At 70.0% G+C, this 15,973-nt stretch carries 14 protein-coding genes and 2 pseudogenes; 10 read left to right on the forward strand and 6 right to left on the reverse strand.

Going from position 1 to position 15,973, the window contains the following annotated elements; genetic code table 11:
- The 3 genes from ACZ5NW_RS36965 to ACZ5NW_RS36975 all read left to right on the forward strand — a co-directional run.
- The coding region (locus tag ACZ5NW_RS36965) for an MFS transporter (RefSeq protein WP_468748438.1) at window positions 1-599 on the forward strand (599 nt) is incomplete at its 5' end.
- Window positions 600-849: 250 nt separating this feature from the next.
- Complete coding sequence (locus tag ACZ5NW_RS36970; RefSeq protein WP_468748439.1) at window positions 850-1,047, forward strand: hypothetical protein; 198 nt, start codon at window positions 850-852, stop codon at window positions 1,045-1,047.
- 46 nt (window positions 1,048-1,093) lie between these two features.
- Window positions 1,094-1,600 (forward strand): hypothetical protein, encoded by a 507-nt coding sequence (locus tag ACZ5NW_RS36975; protein ID WP_468748440.1) that lies wholly within the window; start codon window positions 1,094-1,096, stop codon window positions 1,598-1,600.
- 110 nt (window positions 1,601-1,710) lie between these two features.
- Here ACZ5NW_RS36975 and ACZ5NW_RS36980 read toward each other — a convergent pair whose 3' ends face one another.
- On the reverse strand, window positions 1,711-2,562 hold the full coding sequence (locus ACZ5NW_RS36980; protein ID WP_468748441.1) for a helix-turn-helix transcriptional regulator: 852 nt from the start codon (window positions 2,560-2,562) through the stop codon (window positions 1,711-1,713).
- Window positions 2,563-2,745: 183 nt separating this feature from the next.
- On the opposite strand from ACZ5NW_RS36980, the gene ACZ5NW_RS36985 reads away from it, so the two are divergent.
- Complete coding sequence (locus ACZ5NW_RS36985; RefSeq protein ID WP_468748442.1) at window positions 2,746-3,516, forward strand: SDR family oxidoreductase; 771 nt, start codon at window positions 2,746-2,748, stop codon at window positions 3,514-3,516.
- A 42-nt stretch (window positions 3,517-3,558) separates the two neighbouring features.
- Here the strand turns inward: ACZ5NW_RS36985 and ACZ5NW_RS36990 are convergent.
- From ACZ5NW_RS36990 to ACZ5NW_RS37010, 5 genes and pseudogenes are all read right to left on the reverse strand, one after another.
- Window positions 3,559-3,722 (reverse strand): annotated as a pseudogene (locus ACZ5NW_RS36990) (Tn3 family transposase); the annotation flags it as partial.
- 132 nt (window positions 3,723-3,854) lie between these two features.
- On the reverse strand, window positions 3,855-4,340 hold the full coding sequence (locus tag ACZ5NW_RS36995; protein ID WP_468748443.1) for a hypothetical protein: 486 nt from the start codon (window positions 4,338-4,340) through the stop codon (window positions 3,855-3,857).
- Between the two features lie 16 nt (window positions 4,341-4,356).
- Window positions 4,357-4,602 (reverse strand): hypothetical protein, encoded by a 246-nt coding sequence (locus ACZ5NW_RS37000; RefSeq protein WP_468748444.1) that lies wholly within the window; start codon window positions 4,600-4,602, stop codon window positions 4,357-4,359.
- A gap of 46 nt (window positions 4,603-4,648) precedes the next feature.
- Window positions 4,649-5,095: a hypothetical protein gene (locus ACZ5NW_RS37005; RefSeq protein ID WP_468748445.1), complete on the reverse strand. Its 447-nt coding sequence runs from the start codon at window positions 5,093-5,095 to the stop codon at window positions 4,649-4,651.
- Between the two features lie 430 nt (window positions 5,096-5,525).
- Complete coding sequence (locus ACZ5NW_RS37010) at window positions 5,526-6,284, reverse strand: DeoR/GlpR family DNA-binding transcription regulator (RefSeq protein WP_468748446.1); 759 nt, start codon at window positions 6,282-6,284, stop codon at window positions 5,526-5,528.
- A gap of 48 nt (window positions 6,285-6,332) precedes the next feature.
- Between ACZ5NW_RS37010 and ACZ5NW_RS37015 the strand changes: the two genes are divergently transcribed.
- The 6 genes and pseudogenes from ACZ5NW_RS37015 (at window position 6,333) to ACZ5NW_RS37040 (ending at window position 15,625) form a co-directional block, all read left to right on the forward strand.
- Window positions 6,333-6,716 (forward strand): DUF4406 domain-containing protein, encoded by a 384-nt coding sequence (locus tag ACZ5NW_RS37015; RefSeq protein ID WP_468748447.1) that lies wholly within the window; start codon window positions 6,333-6,335, stop codon window positions 6,714-6,716.
- On the forward strand, window positions 6,716-7,387 hold the full coding sequence (locus ACZ5NW_RS37020; protein ID WP_468748448.1) for an NUDIX domain-containing protein: 672 nt from the start codon (window positions 6,716-6,718) through the stop codon (window positions 7,385-7,387). Before ACZ5NW_RS37015 ends, ACZ5NW_RS37020 begins: the two co-directional genes overlap by 1 nt.
- 884 nt (window positions 7,388-8,271) lie before the next feature.
- Window positions 8,272-8,632 (forward strand): annotated as a pseudogene (locus ACZ5NW_RS37025) (site-specific integrase); the annotation flags it as partial.
- Window positions 8,633-8,937: 305 nt separating this feature from the next.
- Window positions 8,938-10,431 carry a hypothetical protein gene (locus ACZ5NW_RS37030; RefSeq protein WP_468748449.1) on the forward strand — a complete coding sequence of 498 codons (1,494 nt, stop codon included), beginning with the start codon at window positions 8,938-8,940 and terminating at the stop codon, window positions 10,429-10,431.
- Between the two features lie 190 nt (window positions 10,432-10,621).
- The gene (locus ACZ5NW_RS37035; protein WP_468748450.1) at window positions 10,622-11,863 is read left to right on the forward strand and encodes a hypothetical protein; all 1,242 of its coding nucleotides are present in this window, start codon (window positions 10,622-10,624) and stop codon (window positions 11,861-11,863) included.
- An 885-nt stretch (window positions 11,864-12,748) separates the two neighbouring features.
- Window positions 12,749-15,625 (forward strand): CRISPR-associated endonuclease Cas3'', encoded by a 2,877-nt coding sequence (locus ACZ5NW_RS37040; RefSeq protein WP_468748462.1) that lies wholly within the window; start codon window positions 12,749-12,751, stop codon window positions 15,623-15,625.
- Window positions 15,626-15,973 lie beyond the last annotated feature (348 nt).

Below are 15,973 nucleotides of genomic sequence, written 5' to 3' on the forward strand. Positions count from 1 at the left end.
TCCTGTTCCTGACCTACTACTTCGCGGCCAGCCTCGGCTACTCGCCGATCAAGACCGGTCTGGCGTTCCTGCCGATGGTCGCGGCCGTCGTCGCTGCGTCGACCACGATGGCTTCGCTGGTACTGCCCAGGGTCGGCCCGAAGATCGTCGTCAGCGCCGGCTTCCTGGTCGCCGCGTCCGGTATGGCCCTGCTGACCCGGCTTGAGCTGGACAGCACCTACGCCGCCCACATCATGCCCGGCCTGATCCTGCTGGGTCTCGGCATCGGCGCGGTGATGTCCACCGCGTTCCAGGGGGCGACCTCGGGCATTCACCACGAGGACGCGGGTGTCGCCTCGGCGCTGATCAACACCGGTCAGCAAATCGGCGGCTCCATCAGCACGGCACTGCTGACCACCGTTGCCTCGTCGGCCGCGACCGACTACCTGACTTCGCACAAGCCCAGCGCGCTGGCCGCGGCGCAGGCCGGGGTCGAGGGCTACACGGCCACCCTGGCGTGGGGCTCCGGGTTCTTCGTGGTCGGTGCGGTGATCGCCGCGTTCCTGATTCCGAATCGGGCTCTGGAGCCGTCCGAGGGCGAACCCGTGATGGCTCACTGAGCCTGGATCCCCCCTAGAGTGCCGGGAATGCAAAGTAGCCCGCTCGCACGGCCGCAGTCGGCCAGCTGCCCCATCAGCTGGTCGACCACGGCATGTTCTTTGGGCAGCTCAGAGCTGCTCACGGCCGTGCTAAGCATCGGCTCCAGCATCACCCATCGCGTCATACCCCCATGCTCCGAGGCGTCGCGGTGCGCCGCTGGTCGAACGCGGCCGGGGCCTCGCTATCGGCTACCTGGCCGGGCCGACACGAGTGAGCGGGACGACGCCGGCCGGCCTGTTCGCATCAGAGCGGCTTCGTGTTGACCGGCAGCTCGAAAAGGCCCTGACCCACGGGCCTGACCCACTGCATCTCGCCGAGGTCTTCGGGCTCGACGAGAAGACCGCGATGCGCTACGCGGACTGCGCACGAGCCCTGCTGGAACAGGCCGCTGAACAGCACCTTCGATGAAATCCGGTCGACCTGGACGTGTCGTGAAGGGAATCATGGATGAGTGATGTCGACCGAAGCAGCAGCAATCGCTCTCCAGGACCATGCCGCTCTCTGGAGCATGGGGGAAATCCGCGCGAGCGACGTGGTGAATGCCGCCTGTGATGCGCTCGTCGCCGGACTCGACACCCCCGGCCTTCGGATTCTCGCGGCCTGCACGCGCGCCGAGGCGGACTACGACGTCCACGACCTGCTTCCCGCAGCACTCGACGAACTCGGCCTCGCCTTCTATCCGGTCGGCAGCGAGGCCGGTCAGGAAGCCGCCGCCCGAGCCCTCGCACGCCGCATGCTCGCCGGAGAGCTCACGCCTCGGGAGTTCACCTTCCGGATTCACCAGCGCCACGGACATGAGCTGCCCCTGACCGAGCGCCTCGCTGAACTCGACGACGAGTACGACATCCTCGAATACGGCGACAGAACCGTTGACCAGGTCGATGCCGAGGTCACCGCCGAAGCCCGCCGCCTCGCAGCCCACCCCACGGTTCCCGTCGAACCCACGGATTCGCGCAGCTGATGCACACGGACCGACCCGCGCGTTCCCGCTGAACAGACTTCGGTTTTCCTGAACCCGCGGGCCTCCCCGGGTGTGAGTGGTTGGCGTACGGGAAATCCCGGTGAGAACGGTCACGGGCTGGTCGGTGTGACGCTCAGGGCGCTGAGCAGCCGGAGGGAGGCGGCCGTCTGCGAACCCGGCTCGACGTTGTAGACGCACAGGGTCTGGCCGGTGTCGCCGGGCGGTTCGAAGGACTCGTAGGAGAAGTGGAGTTCGCCGACCACGGGGTGGTGGTAGTGCTTGGTGCCGTGGGTGCGGTGGAGTACCCGGTGGTCGTTCCACCAGCCGCTGAACTCGGGGCATTTCAGGGTGAGTTCGCCGACGAGGTCGGCCAACTGCCGGTCCTGCGGGTACCGTCCGGCCTCAAGGCGCAGCACGGCGACGGTGTCGGTGGCGATCTGCTCCCAGTCGCCGACGCGGGTGCGGGCCTCGGGGTCGAGGAGGTAGTAGCGGGCCAGGTTGCGGCGGTTGGCGGGGAGCGCGTCGAAGTCGGTGAGGACCTCGCGGGCGAGGCGGTTGGATGCCAGGACGTCGGTGCGGCGGCCCAGGACGAACGCGGGCACGTGCTCGAGGGTCTGGAGCATCAGGTGCAGGCCCGGCCGGACCCGCTGCGGGGCGACCGGGGCGCGGCGCGGTGCGGAAGGGCGGGCCAGCAGGTCGGTGAGATGCTCGCGCTCGGAGAGGTCGAGCTGAAGAGCGCGGGCGAGGGCTTCGACGACCTCGGGTGAGGGGTTCTGGGCGCGGCCCTGTTCGAGGCGGGTGTAGTACTCGGTGCTCACGCCGGCCAGGCGGGCCGCCTCGTCGCGGCGCAGTCCGGGGACCCGGCGGGCCCGGCCGTCCTCGGGCAGCCCGGCCCGGTCGGGGGTGAGGCGGGCCCTGCGGGAGCGCAGGAAGTCGGCGAGTTCTCTGCCACGGTCGTCCATGCCGTCCAGTCTGCCGAAGACGGACGTTACCTGTCCCTGCGTGGGTGGTCCTGCCAGTACCTGCCTCGCGGATACCTGCCCGGTCAGGGCACTTTCCGGCGCTCTGCGGGGCCTGCAGGGGCGGTTGTCTGGAGGAGGGCCACAGCGGCCCGCCCTTCACCCCATACTCGGAAGGCATTCCTCATGACCACCTCCGCACTCCCCCTCTCCGGTCGTGTCGCGGTCATCACCGGCGCTTCCAGCGGCCTCGGCGAGGCCTCGGCCGAGCACCTGTCGGCGCTGGGCGCCCGGGTCGTCGTACTGGCACGTCGCGCCCGGCGGTTGGACGATCTGGCCGCCCGGATCGAGAAGAACGGCGGCCAGGCCCTCGCCCTCTGCGTGGACGTCACCGACGCGGCGGCGGTCCAGGCGGCCGCCGACCGGGTGGCGGCCGAACTCGGGAGCGCCGATTTGCTGTTCAACAACGCCGGCGTCATGCTCCCCGCCCCCGTCGAGGAGTTGGCCACGCAGCAGTGGCGGCAGCAGATCGACCTGAACGTCAACGGGCTGATGAACGTCATCGCGGCCTTCACACCGCAGTTGGTGGCGTCCGCCGCCGAGCGCGGTGTGGCCGACCTGATCAACACCTCGTCGATCGCGGCCCAGAACATCTTCCCGACCTTCGCCGTCTACTCCGCGACGAAGGCCTACGTCAGCCATCTCTCCCGGCACCTGCGGGTCGAGCTGGGCCCGAAGAACGTCCGCGTCTCGGCGCTGGAGCCGGGCATCGTCGGCACCGAGCTCCAGAGCCATGTCACCGACGAGGGCGCCCGCGCCTGGCTGGACGGTGCCCGGGAGTCGATGGAGTGGCTCGTCGCGCAGGACATCGCCGAGACCGTCGGGTTCATCGCGTCGCTGCCGGCGCGCGTCAACGTCCAGCAGCTCACGGTCATGCCGACCGGCCAGGCGAACTGATCGCCACGACGCGGCCCTGGACTCCCAGCTCTGCCCCCATGCCAGGAAGTTGATGTGCCGGTCCTTGAGCGGAGATAGGCGGCGACGTCCTCGTCCTTGATGTCGTGTCCCTCGGCGCGCAGCTGGACGACGGCGGCATCCAGGTAGCGGTTGTTCCCCGGGACGACGGCGTTGAGGACCAGGCCGAGGGCGGCGAGCTGGTCTTGTCCGAACCGGTCCAGCTCGGCGGCGGGTCCGCCGGTGAGTCGTCGTTCACCACGGAAAGCAGGGGTGGAGAGGTTGGGTGGACGGGTTGTGTCGGGCGTGTCGTGGGCGTCGTCCGCGCGCGCTTTGCCGTTCTAGTGGGAGAAGGCGTAGGTCCGGACGGGGTCGAGGTGCAGTTCGAAGGGCCCGAAACAGTCGGCCGCGAGGGTCGCGGCCGGAGCGCCGCAGGGGCAGGCCCGGTTGAGTCCCTCGTCGCCTGTCGGTCCGCAGCACCCACTGCTGTTCTCCCAGTTGGGCAGTGGCTGAAGACCGGCGGCGTCATCAGGGTGCACCAGCACGGTGTGTCGGCTGCCGGCCGAGATGACGAAGCCTTCTTCGCGGCAGAGCACAGGTCCGCGCGGCTGAGCCGGCTTCGGGTCCTCCTGATCGTCCTGCAGGATGTAGGGAGGTCCCCAGGGCTCGGGGTCGATCGCGTAGTGGCCGTGCGGAATGGTGGAAGGCGCCCGGCGTGTCTCCTTGTCCCGGTCGCGCTCGTTGTCTGAGACGTCAGGGACGGCGGCAAGCTCGGCCAGCTCCGGCGTGATCGCGGTGCCGCACGTGGAACAGAGGAAGACGGTCATCCCCTCGTTGTAGTGCTCAGGGCTGCTGCTTCGCATCTTCGTTTCGCTGCTCGGAGTTGCTGCGCGCGACGACGCCACGGAGATCGGGCATGCCCAGGTGGACGGTGGTGTGCCGGGCCGCGAGGTCGTGCGGGGCGGCGAGCCTGTGTTCGGCGGCGGCGAGGCTGGCCTCGATCGCGGCGACCTCGCCGAGCCATCCCTGTTCCTTGGCCTCCTGGAGCCGGTCGAGCAGGTTCGCGTGGATCTCCTCCCGGCGGGGCATCTGCTCGGGGCCGGGCCGCAGGACAGGGCAGCGGATGCAGGCGTGTTCATGGACGCAAGGGGGCGCCGAAGTCGCGTGCGCAGACGCCGAGGGCGACCTTCCGCAGCTCGAAGTGGGCGAGGAAGTCCTGCCACTCCTGGGCGGTGGGCTCGCGGTACTCCTCCCCGGCTCGCAGCGCCCGGCGGCGGGCGATGAAGGACCGGTGGTGGTTGATGACGTCCTCGGGATAGATAGCGGCATAGCCGAGGGTCGTGTCGACCGTCCGGTGGCCGCAGATGCGGGCGGCGATGTGCGGGGGCAGGCCGGAGCGGAGGGCGTCGGTCACGAAGATTCTTCGGAAGTCGCGGGGCGTGTATCGCAGCTGCTCGTTGCCGGGCCCGGTCAGCCCGCTCGCGGCGAGGGCGTCGTTGAGGCAGGTGTAGATGTAGTTGCGCGGGATGGCCCGGTCCTGCGGGCCGCAGCGGCGCTGGAAGAGGAACGGCAGTCGGTGCACTCCAGAGCCGTTCCAAACCGTCGTAGGCGGAGACCAAGGGCATGGCCTGCTGCCTGCGCCGGACGCGACGAATGATCGCAGTGAGCACCTTGCCGAGCTCTGGTGAGACCAGCAGCAGCCGCTCCTGGTCGAGCTTGGACGGGGCGACCTGGAGCATGGGCACGATCTCGCCTGTGGTGGGCAGCTGGTAGGCGACGAAGCTGTGGTGGGTGAGTTCGAGTGCTTCCCCGATGCGCATGCCAGTGTGACGAAGGACCTCGACGATGGCCCAGGCGCGTTCCTCTTCCACGGTCAGGTTGGCTCTCTTCATCAGGGCGGACAGCAGATGTTCAGCAATGTGGGAGGCGCTGTGCGTGGAGGCTGTTCGATTCCCTGTCGGGTTGGCATCCCAGAGGGCGCTCCCGCCAGTCCGAGGTCCCTTGTTCGGCTTTCAGTTGGCTGCGAGGACGTCCACGCCGAGCGCCTTGAGCTGCCCGATGAACTTGTCGTGGGAGTCAGCATCGGTGATCAGTCCGGTGACCTTCTCCCATGGAAGGACGCGGTACGGCGAGGTGGTGCCGATCTTCTCGGAGGAGGCGAGGATGTAGGTGTCCGCGGCCCGCGCGGACAGGGCGCGCTTCATCGCTGCCTCGTCGGCGTCTGCGGTGGTCAGCCCCGCCTCGGGGTGGACGCCGGTGACACCGAGCAGGCAGAGTTCGGCGGAGACGTTCTGCGCGGCCTCGACTGCGGCGGCGCCGCAGGTGACCGCCGAGTGCTTGAAGACGCGGCCTCCGAGCAGGAAGAGCTCCGCCCGCGGGTGGTCGATCAGGGCCGTGGCGATCGTCGGGCTGTGGGTGATCACAGTGCAGGCGAGATCCTTGGGGAGCGCTCGCGCCACGGCGAGGGCGGTGGTGCCGCCGTCGAGGATCACCGAGCCGCCCGGCCGCACCAGTCCGGCGGCCATCGAGGCGACCTTCCGTTTGCCGTCCGGGGCCACCGCCTGCCGGGCATCGTAGTCCACCACAGCGGGAGACACGGGCAGCGCGCCGCCGTAGACCCGCTGGCACAGTCCCTCGGCGGCGAGGTCCCGCAGGTCGCGCCGCACGCTGTCCTCGGAGATACCGAGGTCGGCGGCGACGTCCTTGGCCACGATCTTTCCCGTGCGAGCGAGCAGATCGAGCAGGTGCTCGCGTCGTTCAGCAGCCAGCATTCATGTTCCTTCCTGTTCTTGCACGATTCTGCATGTATCTTAGCGGTCATGACCGACAAGCCCCTGCTTATCCTGATCGCCGGCCCGTACCGCTCCGGCACCAACGGCGACCCGCACGCCATGGCCGCCAACCTCGCCCGCCTCGAAACCGCGGCCTGGCCCGTCTTCGAGGCCGGTCATCTCCCCGTGATCGGCGAGTGGATCGCCCTGCCCGTCCTGCGGTCCGCCGACGCGGGCGTCACCGACCCCCTCGCCGAGCAGGTGCTCTACCCGACCGCCGACCGGCTGCTCGCCCACTGCGACGCGGTGCTGCGCTTGCCGGGCAAATCCGCCGGCGCCGATCAGGACATCGCCACCGCCCGCCGCCGCGGCCTGCCCGTCTACCACGACGTCGCCGAGATTCCCCGCCGCACCCCGCGGGAGACCGTGTGATGAGCCGCGCGGGTGTCGACGTCCCCGATCACCGCGGGCGCACCGGTCTTCACCTGGCCGGGCGCGACCTCGACCGCAACCCCGACGTCCGGATACGCAACGTCGAGCTCACCTCCCAGGGCTGGCACGTCCTGCGCCGCACCACCTTCGACTACCGGCGCCGCGACGGACGGTGGGAGACCCAGCAGCGCGAGACCTACGACCGTGGCAACGGCGCCGTCGTCCTGCCTTACGACACCGAACGCGGCTTTGTACTGCTCACCCGCCAGTTCCGCTACCCGGCCTACGTGAACGACCACCCCGACGGCATGCTCATCGAGGCCGCAGCAGGACTGCTCGACGCAGAAGACCCGCACACGGCGATCCGCCGCGAAAGTGCCGAGGAACTCGGCGTCAGACTCGGCCCGCTCACCCACGTGCTCGACGCCTACATGAGCCCGGGCTCCGTCACCGAGCGCCTCCACTTCTTCGCCGCCCCCTACACCCCGGCCGACAGGACCGGCACCGGCGGAGGACTTGAGGAAGACGGCGAGGACATCGAGGTTCTCGAACTTCCCTTCGCGGAGGCCCTCGCTATGACCCGCGACGGACGCATCAGCGATGGCAAGACCATCCTGCTCCTGCAATGGGCAGCCCTGCACGGACCCTTCGCACGACAGCAAAATCTCTGAAAGACCGCCTCGGCTACGTCCAGGAATGCAGAGAGTTCGATTTTCGGAAGCGGCTCAGGCGCCTCCCGAAGTGGTGAACATCTGCTGCCCATTCTGGCAAACAGAGCCAGCCAGGTCCCGGCGTCGGCCGGTGGCGGGGTCGTCGGCGTAGACCCGGGAGGACACCCCTGCCCGGCGCAGGAGAATCTCGCCCGTCGGAGTGGTGAACGGGGCTCCGGCCGGGGTCTCCCGCCCGGTGGCGAGACAGGTCCGGGCGTCCTTGAGCTGACGCTCGACGGCTTTGACCAGGGCCGGGAGCGCGGCAGGGTGCGGGTTCGTCGGTCCATGGCCGCCTTGCGGCGGGCGCGGTTCTTACTGTGGTCGGTGTCGCGGACCGGGCAGGGTGCGACCCACGCGCCCCAGCGCGCCGATTCGTCGGCGGCCCAGCGGGCGAGGTCCTGGTAGAACGTGCGGACCCAGCTGAACACGGTGTGCGCGTTGACCCGCGGCCGGATGGGGGTGCCGTGCCGGTCACGGACCATACGGACGCGCTCCCGCCAGGCGGTGACGATGTCGGCGTCCAGCCGCAGCGAGTCGATGCCCGGGTGGTGTTTGTCCAGGTCGCGCCAGAACAGTCCGGCCAGGGTGCGGGCCATGTCCTCCAGCGTGGTGGAGCCGACGTCCACCGCGCGTTCGGTGAGGTAGTCGACCAGGAGGTCGCGTATCGCGGTGCAGGTGGTGTCCTGTCGGTCGACCAGGGACGCCGGTGTCAACTGCCCCGGCAGCATCACCGTCTTCAGCCGTGCCGTGCCGTGCCGGGGCGTCAGGGCCGAAGACGCCGAGGCCGCGCAGCGCGGAAGGCGGCGTGGCACGGCCTCGGGGGCACCGCCCGCGGGAGATGGCACCGGGCCCCGGTGAAGGCGAAGGGCGTCCAGCCGCGTACCCGGCGCTGCGGCGCCGCACGCGAGGAGTTCGTGCTGGAGACCGTGTCTGGGACGCCGGCACCGCCCGCCTGCTGCGCCGTCTGATCAAGGGCTGTACGAGCGGGCCGGTATGCGTCACCCCCCGCCGCCCACCGCCCGCCCAACGCCGGGAAAGGCCGTCAGCCCGCGCGACGCCTGCCGGGACACCGGGCTCGTCCAGCTGTCGTACGGTCAGGCCCGCGCCCTGCTGGATGAGGACACCGCACTCAGTGGCGTGCCGGGTACGGGTTGGGGCCGCCACGGATACCGGCACTCCGGCCTCACCCACCTCGGCCAGGCCGGGGTCAGGCCGCCTCGGCCCGGGCCGGTCCGGCTACTACGCCGGGCGATGTCGGTGCGGCTGCGCAACTGGGCTGAGGTGTGTGGTGGGCCTGGCGGCTGGTCCGGTCATGGGGGCTGGGTGGCTGTGTTGCCGGATTGTGACTGGTGGTCGGGGTTCATGGCTGTCGGTCTGGTCGGGGCCGGGGGATGAGCTGTCGGCATGGAACACTCGCACGATCGTGCACCCGGGCCTGCGGCCCGTCCTACCCCGGTGGGTGTGGGGCGCTGCTCTGGACACCGCGCGCGGCCCGCCCCGAAGACACCGCGGTGAGCCGTTTCGGGGCGGGTGTGCGCCGGGGTGTGATGGCGGCTGATCGGTTCACGCAGATCGCCAATGGCTTGTTCCGGGACTCGAGGTTGTCGTTCAGGGCGAAGGGGATTTTCGGGTACGTCTGCACGCACCGGGACGGCTGGCAGGTGACTGTCGCCCGCCTTGTCGCGGTGGGTCCGGACGGGCGTGAGGCGGTCCGTGCCGGCCTGAGGGAACTGCAGCGGTACGGCTACCTGATCCGTGAACGCCTGCGCCGGGCGGACGGCACACTCGGCGGTGTCGTCTATGCGATCACCGACCGTCCCGCCGCCCTCGAGGTGGCCTTGCTTCAGGCCGCCTGCGCCCCCGGAATCGACGACGAGCACGATGCCGGTTTCCCGGCGGGTGTGCGCCGGGGTGTGATGGCGGCTGATCGGTTCACGCGGATCGCGAACGGCTTGTTCCGGGACTCGAGGTTGTCGTTCAGGGCGAAGGGGATTTTCGGGTATGTCTCGACGCACCGGGAGGGCTGGCGGGTCACCGTCGCCGAGCTGGTGCGCCGCGGCCGTGAAGGCGTTGATGCCGTCACTACGGGGCTTCACCAGCTTCAGCGGTACGGATTCCTCTGCCGTACCCGCGAGCGGAAGCCCGACGGCACGTTCGGTCAGGCGCTGTACGTCATCACCGACCGGCCTGCCCTGCAAAACGCCAGCTCAGCACCAGAGTCGGGTTGTCCAGGATTGGCTGAGCCTGCGTTGGCTGATCCCGGCACTAAGAACACCATCAGTAAGAAGACCAACCAGCAGAACACCAGAGCCCTCCGTCCGTGCGGCCAGGCGCCGTCCAGCGCCCGCGCGGGAGAAGACCGCGTTGCGGACTGCCGTCCGTGCGGCGAAGCTCTGTCGGCGCGTGGACGGACGGAGCAGCCGCACACACCGACCACATCTTTGCCGGCTGTGCCGGCAGCGGATGAGATGCATGCGGGGATCCGGCTGCTGCTCGAATGCGGGGCAGTTCGGCCCGAGTTGCTGCTGACCGGGCAGGCGCTGACTGATCAGGGCCGCGTCGTGACGGTGATGCTGGAGGCCGGCTGGAGCCGCGAGCAACTCCGGCATGTCATCGCGGCCCGGCCCCTGCCTGACCCGGTGCGGACCACGGTCGGCGCGGTCATCGCCGCCCGCCTCCGGGCCGCCCAGGCCTACCCCCCGCCCGCCCTCACGGCCGGCCACCACGACGAGCCCGCGGGGGACGACCCGCCGCGGCGGCCGGCCGGCTCCGCGGCCGCGCGCACGGTAGGTGAGGCCCTGACTTACCGGGCGCTCGCCGAATGCGCCGGCTGCGGCGTTCCCGCAACCGTCCCCGGCGAGGACCTGTGCCCGGCCTGCCTGGGGTGGCCGCTGTGCCGGACCTGCCCCGGACCGACACCCCGGCGCGCCCGCCCTGACGGTGATGGCCGCTGCACCACCTGCGCCTGCGGATCGGCCCACCTGCTGGAAGGAAGTACCTCATGAGCCATGCACCGCCGACGGCCAAGGCCGCTGAGCGCTTGCGCCCGTTCGGGCGGATGCCCGAGCGGTGGCCAGGAAACGCTCTCGCGCCGTGCGCCGCGGGCACACCTGCCGCCGCTCGCAGTGCGCGACGGGCTGCGAGGTCGTTGTGATCCGTGAACGGACGGGCTGGGGGTGGATCGACTGGACGGTTGTGGCCGATGGCAGTCTGCCCGAACAGCCGCACCGCATGGCCGTGTGCACCCCGATCGCGACCCGGTCCCAGCGGCTGGCTCTGTTCTGGCCGGCCAGGCGTGCGGCCCACCGGATCCGCCTCGGCACAGCGTCCGTGAGGCCGGCCACGACCGTCGTCACGGCACTCAACCTGGTGGCGGCCGCCCTTGCACTCATCCACAACATCCCCTTCAGCATCGTGGTGCCGGCGGCCGCCCCAGCCCCGCTGCTCGTGGAGCACCTGCCCGACCGGCTCGATACCCGCACCGGCAGGGAACATCCGGATCGTCGAGGACGAAGCCGCCTGCCGCTACCTGCAGCGCCTCGCCGCACCCACACCGGCCTTGTCCAGGCCGCCGTCACCAGCACCCGCTACGAGACGCGGCGCGCCGTAGAGATCGGCCACCACCAGATGTTCGACACAGCAGACCTGCTCCAGCACCACGGCACCCGCTCGGTCTGCAGCGAGCTCATCGCCCGGGAACGCCTGATGCTGCAACTCGCCGTCAAGACCCGCCGGCTCCTCACGCCCGAAGGCAGCGGCGCGGCAGCCGCCCGGCACGACCGGCCTGGCGGGCAACCGCCGACAGGTCCCTCTCCGCAGGAGCCCCGCAGGCGGCCCCGGCGTCCAGCCGAGCACACGACCCCAATCCCGTTGACGAAGCAGGAGACGAACATGCCCCCAGATGATTCGAAGCAGCCCGCCGACGAGGTGTACCTGCTCTTCGCACACGAGGCCTACTACCTGGCCGCCGTCCACGAGATCAACACCTCCCTCGTAGCCGCCGCCTCCCTCCTGCACCCGCGCGTCCGGCAGCCCGACGGCGCCCGCATCCACGACCGCCTCACCAAAGGGCGCCGACCGGGTGAGATCGTGCCGCTTGCCACGCTCACTCACGAACTCGACGGCGGCAGGCGCTGGCCGGAGGTCGGCGACTGGGAAGCGGTCACCAGGGATCTGCTCCAGCTCATCCAGGACTGTGAATGCGACGCCCTGAGCCTGGACCTGCCGGACATCGCCCGCGCCCTGGTGTGCTCCGGCCCGCACAGCGAGGTACGCGTCTACAACCCGGCAGACGACTGCTGTCAGGCGTACGGGCCCGCCGAACGCAGCGAGGTCCTGGCGGAGGTCGGCAGGCAACTGGCCTGGGCGAAAGCCGGAAGCCCCCTGTGGCCCGGCGACGGCCTGCTAGCTCCCGCGAACCGCGAAGGAGCCAAGTGATGTTCGGCTACACGGTGTACGAAGTCTGGGCGGACTTCCGCAGACTGCTGACCCGGTGCACGCGCGCCCCGCGCCACGTCCGCCGCCGGGCAGGACGGACAGAAGGAGTCAGCACCGAGCCCGTCACCGCGTCTGGGAACGACGAAGGCGAGGACTGCCAGCACGGCAGTTGAGGCCAGCCACAGGCCGTCGCGCCGCCCTGCGCCAAGCGGTGGGCAGCGCGACGGCAGTGCGGCGTCTGGCGAGCATTTCACGTGTCGACGATCACGCCTTTTTCCCCGCGTTGGCGGGCGGAACACCCCGCGTCGGCGGGGACCACCACATCCGCAAGGACCAGCACTGCCCCACCTGTGGAACACCCCGCGTCGGCGGGGACCACAGCCGGTGCCGATTGGCGTCCTCGTTGGCCTTCGGAACGCCCGGGCATCGGCGGGGATCACCTAGGAATTCGGGACGAGGTAGGACGACAGCCCAGAACACCCCCGCGTCGGCGGGGAGGACTCGCGCGCGTCCGCGGAGTGGAACGCGAACTTCGGAACACCCCCGCGTCGGCGGGGAGGACTTCGAGTCACGTGGCCGCGTCTTGCGGTCCTTCGGAACACCCCCGCGTCGGCGGGGAGGACGCGAAGAGCCTGCTCAGAAGAGGGCCAATCATCGGAACACCCCCGCGTCGGCGGGGAGGACGCTTCCTGATCTGGTCTTGGATGGGCGTTTTGCCGTCCGTTTATGGAAGTTGCGCGTGTGTGGGTGGTCGTTCTTGGCGTGGATGTGGGCGGTGGAGGTGTGCTGCCGGTGTGTGTCAGTGGCTCGTGGTTGGGTCGTGGGTCGTCGCGGTAAGTGGATGTGGGGAGGGAGCCTATCTTGGCGCGGTGGTCGGTATCGGGAGTGGATGAGTCGGTTTGGGGGAAGGCGCGGGGGCTGGATTCGTTGCTTCCGCCTTATCCGCTGGTGCGGCATCTGCTGGATACGGCGGCGGTGGCGTTGTGCCTGTGGGACAGCTACCTGTCGGAGTCCCAACGCCGTTGTATCGAGGCCGGTTTAGGGATGGATGGTGAGCGTGGCCGGGCTCGTGCGGTGACGGCGTTGTGTGCCGGATTGCATGACGTGGGCAAGGTGTCTGGTTTCCAGTTGTGTGATGCGCGTGCCCGCGAGGGGTTGAGTGAGGCGCTGCTGCGGGACGTGGGGCGTATCGGCGTGGAGCGGTTCCGGCACGAGGTGGCGGGCATGAAGGCGGCCGCCTCGGTGCTCACCGTGCTGGGGTTTGATGAGGGCGAGGGATCCGGCGACGATGCGATCCGGCGGGTGGCGGAGATCATTGGCGGCCATCACGGCCGGTTCTATGAGGCGGTTGACCTGCATCCGGCGAACCTGGACTTGTTGGGTGGTCCGTCGTGGGCGAGGCAGCGGGAACTGCATGCCGGTGTGGTGTTCCGGGCGGTGGGGGAGCCGGCGGCACCGCAGTCGGTGGAGGCTGCGGCGGCGGTGCTGGTCACCGGTGTGGTGATCCTCGCGGACTGGCTGGTGAGCCAGGAGGAGTATCTGCGCGGTCGGCAGCGGCGGTTGGAGGAGTCCCTTGAGGCGCATTTCGAGCAGTCGCGGAGGGATGCCGAAGTGCTGGTGGGGGAGGCGGGGCTGCTGCCGGTGGAGTTGACGCGGAAGGGCTTTGCCGAGGCGTATGGCATCAAGGGGGAGCCGAATGCGTTGCAGCGTTCGGTGGCTGAGGATCTCGCGGCGGCCGTCGGGGCGGAGCAGGGCGCCGCGAGTGGCGGCCGCGGGGGTGGGATTGTGCTGGTGACAGCGGCGCCGGGGGACGGCAAGAGCGAGGCGGCGCTGGAAGCCGAGCGGGTGTTGTCAAAGCGGTTCGGTACGCGTGGTTTCGCTTTTCTGCTGCCGACGATGGCGACGAGTGACCAGATGTATGGGCGGGTGGCCGGCGTGGTGGCCCGGCAGGCGGGCGAGGGCGCTTCGCTCTCGCTCACGCACAGCATGGCCTGGCTGAACAGCGCGTACGCGGAGGACGACGTCGGGGCGGTGCGGGTGGTGACGTGTGAGGGGGAGGAACACGGCGGCGACGGGCCGCAGCGGCGCGAGGTGGACATGCGGCCGCGGCGCTGGCTGCGGGGCGCGAAGCGGCCTCTGCTGGCCCAGTTCGCGGTCGGCACGGTGGACCAGGCCCTGATGGGCGTGCTGCCGGTGCGGCACAACGCGCTGCGTCTGCTGGCGTTGTCGGGCAAGACGTTCATTGTGGACGAGGCGCACGCCTACGACCCTTACATGCAGGTGCTGCTGGGGCGCCTGCTGAACTGGCTGGGCCGGTACGGGACTCCGGTGGTGCTGTTGTCCGCGACGCTGCCGGTCTCGGTGAGTGACCGGCTGATCAAGGAGTACCTGCGGGGTGCGGGGCTGCGGTGGGCGGAGCTGAGGGGGCGCACGTTCGCGGCGCCGTATCCGGGCTGGCTGTATGTGGACGCGTCTGACGGGCGGTGCTCGCAGATCTCTCCGGTGCGGCACAGGGAGCAGGCGGCCGGGCGGGCCATGCGGCTTCAGGTGCAGGTGGCACCGGTGGTCCATGGCGCCGGCGGGGGAGAGCGGAATCGGCTCGCCGTCGTCGAGAGCCTGCTGGAGCCGGTGTTCGGTGACGAGGGCGGCTGCGCGCTGGTGGTGTGCAACACCGTCGCCGAGGCTCAGGAGACCTACCTCCACTTGCGCCGGGCGTTGGCGGACCGCGTGCCGTCGGGACATGACAGCGAGGTGCAGTTGCTGCATGCCCGCTTCCCGGGCGACGAGCGCGAGCGGCGTACTGCTGCTGTCACCGCCGGACTGGGACGCTCAGGTCCGCGCCCCGAGCGGCGGATCATCGTGGCGACGCAGGTGGTCGAGCAGTCACTCGATCTGGACGCCGACGTGGTCATCAGTGATCTGGCTCCGCTGGCTTTGCTGCTGCAGCGGGCGGGCCGGTGCTGGCGGCACGAGAGCTGGTGGGCCAGATACGGCCGGCCTCAGGGCCGCGAACGCCCGGCCTGGGCCGCGCGTGCCCGGCTGGTGGTGCTGGACCCGCTAGCCGGCGGCGGGAGGATGCCTGGGCAGTGGGGTGAGGTCTACGACGAGTTCCTCCTGAAGGCGACCTCCGATGTCCTGGGCCGGCTGGGTGAGAGGCCCGTCGCGATTCCGCAGGACGTGCAGAGCCTGGTCGAGGAGGTCCACGGCGACCGCGCCGACCGGTTCGCGTGGGACGACCCGGCGAAGTCGGCCGCGTACACCGCCTACCGCGGTAAGGAACTCGCGGACCGCAGCGTCGGCAAGATCGTCGTCATCCCGCGGGCGGGCAGCGTGGCGGGGCTGGAGGGCCTGCATCACCTCACGGGGGCGGAGGAGGAGTGGGAGGCGGCCACCCGGCTCGGTGCGGATGCGGTGCGCCTTCTCTGCGTCTACGCGCATGCCGACGGTTCCAGCACGCTGGATCTTGCAGGGGCCCAGCCGCTGCCGGGTGCCGGCGGCGGCTCGCTCAGCCCGGCCGACGTCCGTGCCGTGATGGCCCGCACCCTCGCCGTGAAAGCCGACTGGTTCAAGGGCGAACTGGAGAACCACAGGGGCCCGGACGAATGGCGCGAGCACCCTGTGCTGGGCGACCTTGTCGTGCTGCGGCATCCGGTCGTGCGTGGGCAGGGCCTACCCGTGACGGTGGGCGGCAAGCCCCTTCGTTTGGATTCGGAGCTGGGTCTCCTGCGAGGGGATGTCGGCATTCGCAGAGCCCCCACTTGACACCCCCGCTTCGGCGGGGAAGGCATCAATAAGGCAAGCCTGGCGGACGCGTCCATCGGAACACCCCCGCGTCGGCGGGGAAGGATCCGAGGTGTATTAGCCGCAGGCAGAGCCGCGTCGCAGCCGACGGTGTGCCTCACTGAGCGCGGACAAGACTACGCCACAGGCGGCAGCCGAAGCTGGAGTTGGTCGGACAACCAGGATTATCACGATCAGCAGCACTAGTAGTGGGAGAGCGCTGCTGCTGGGCCTCGCCGGTAACGAGGTCTGAGCGGTACTTCGCGACATGGCTGCCTCCTCAGAGCATCGATCAGAGTCGCGAACCGTGTTTGACGATGCCCGTTCGGT

The organism is Streptomyces sp. NPDC032126, assembly GCF_055580085.1.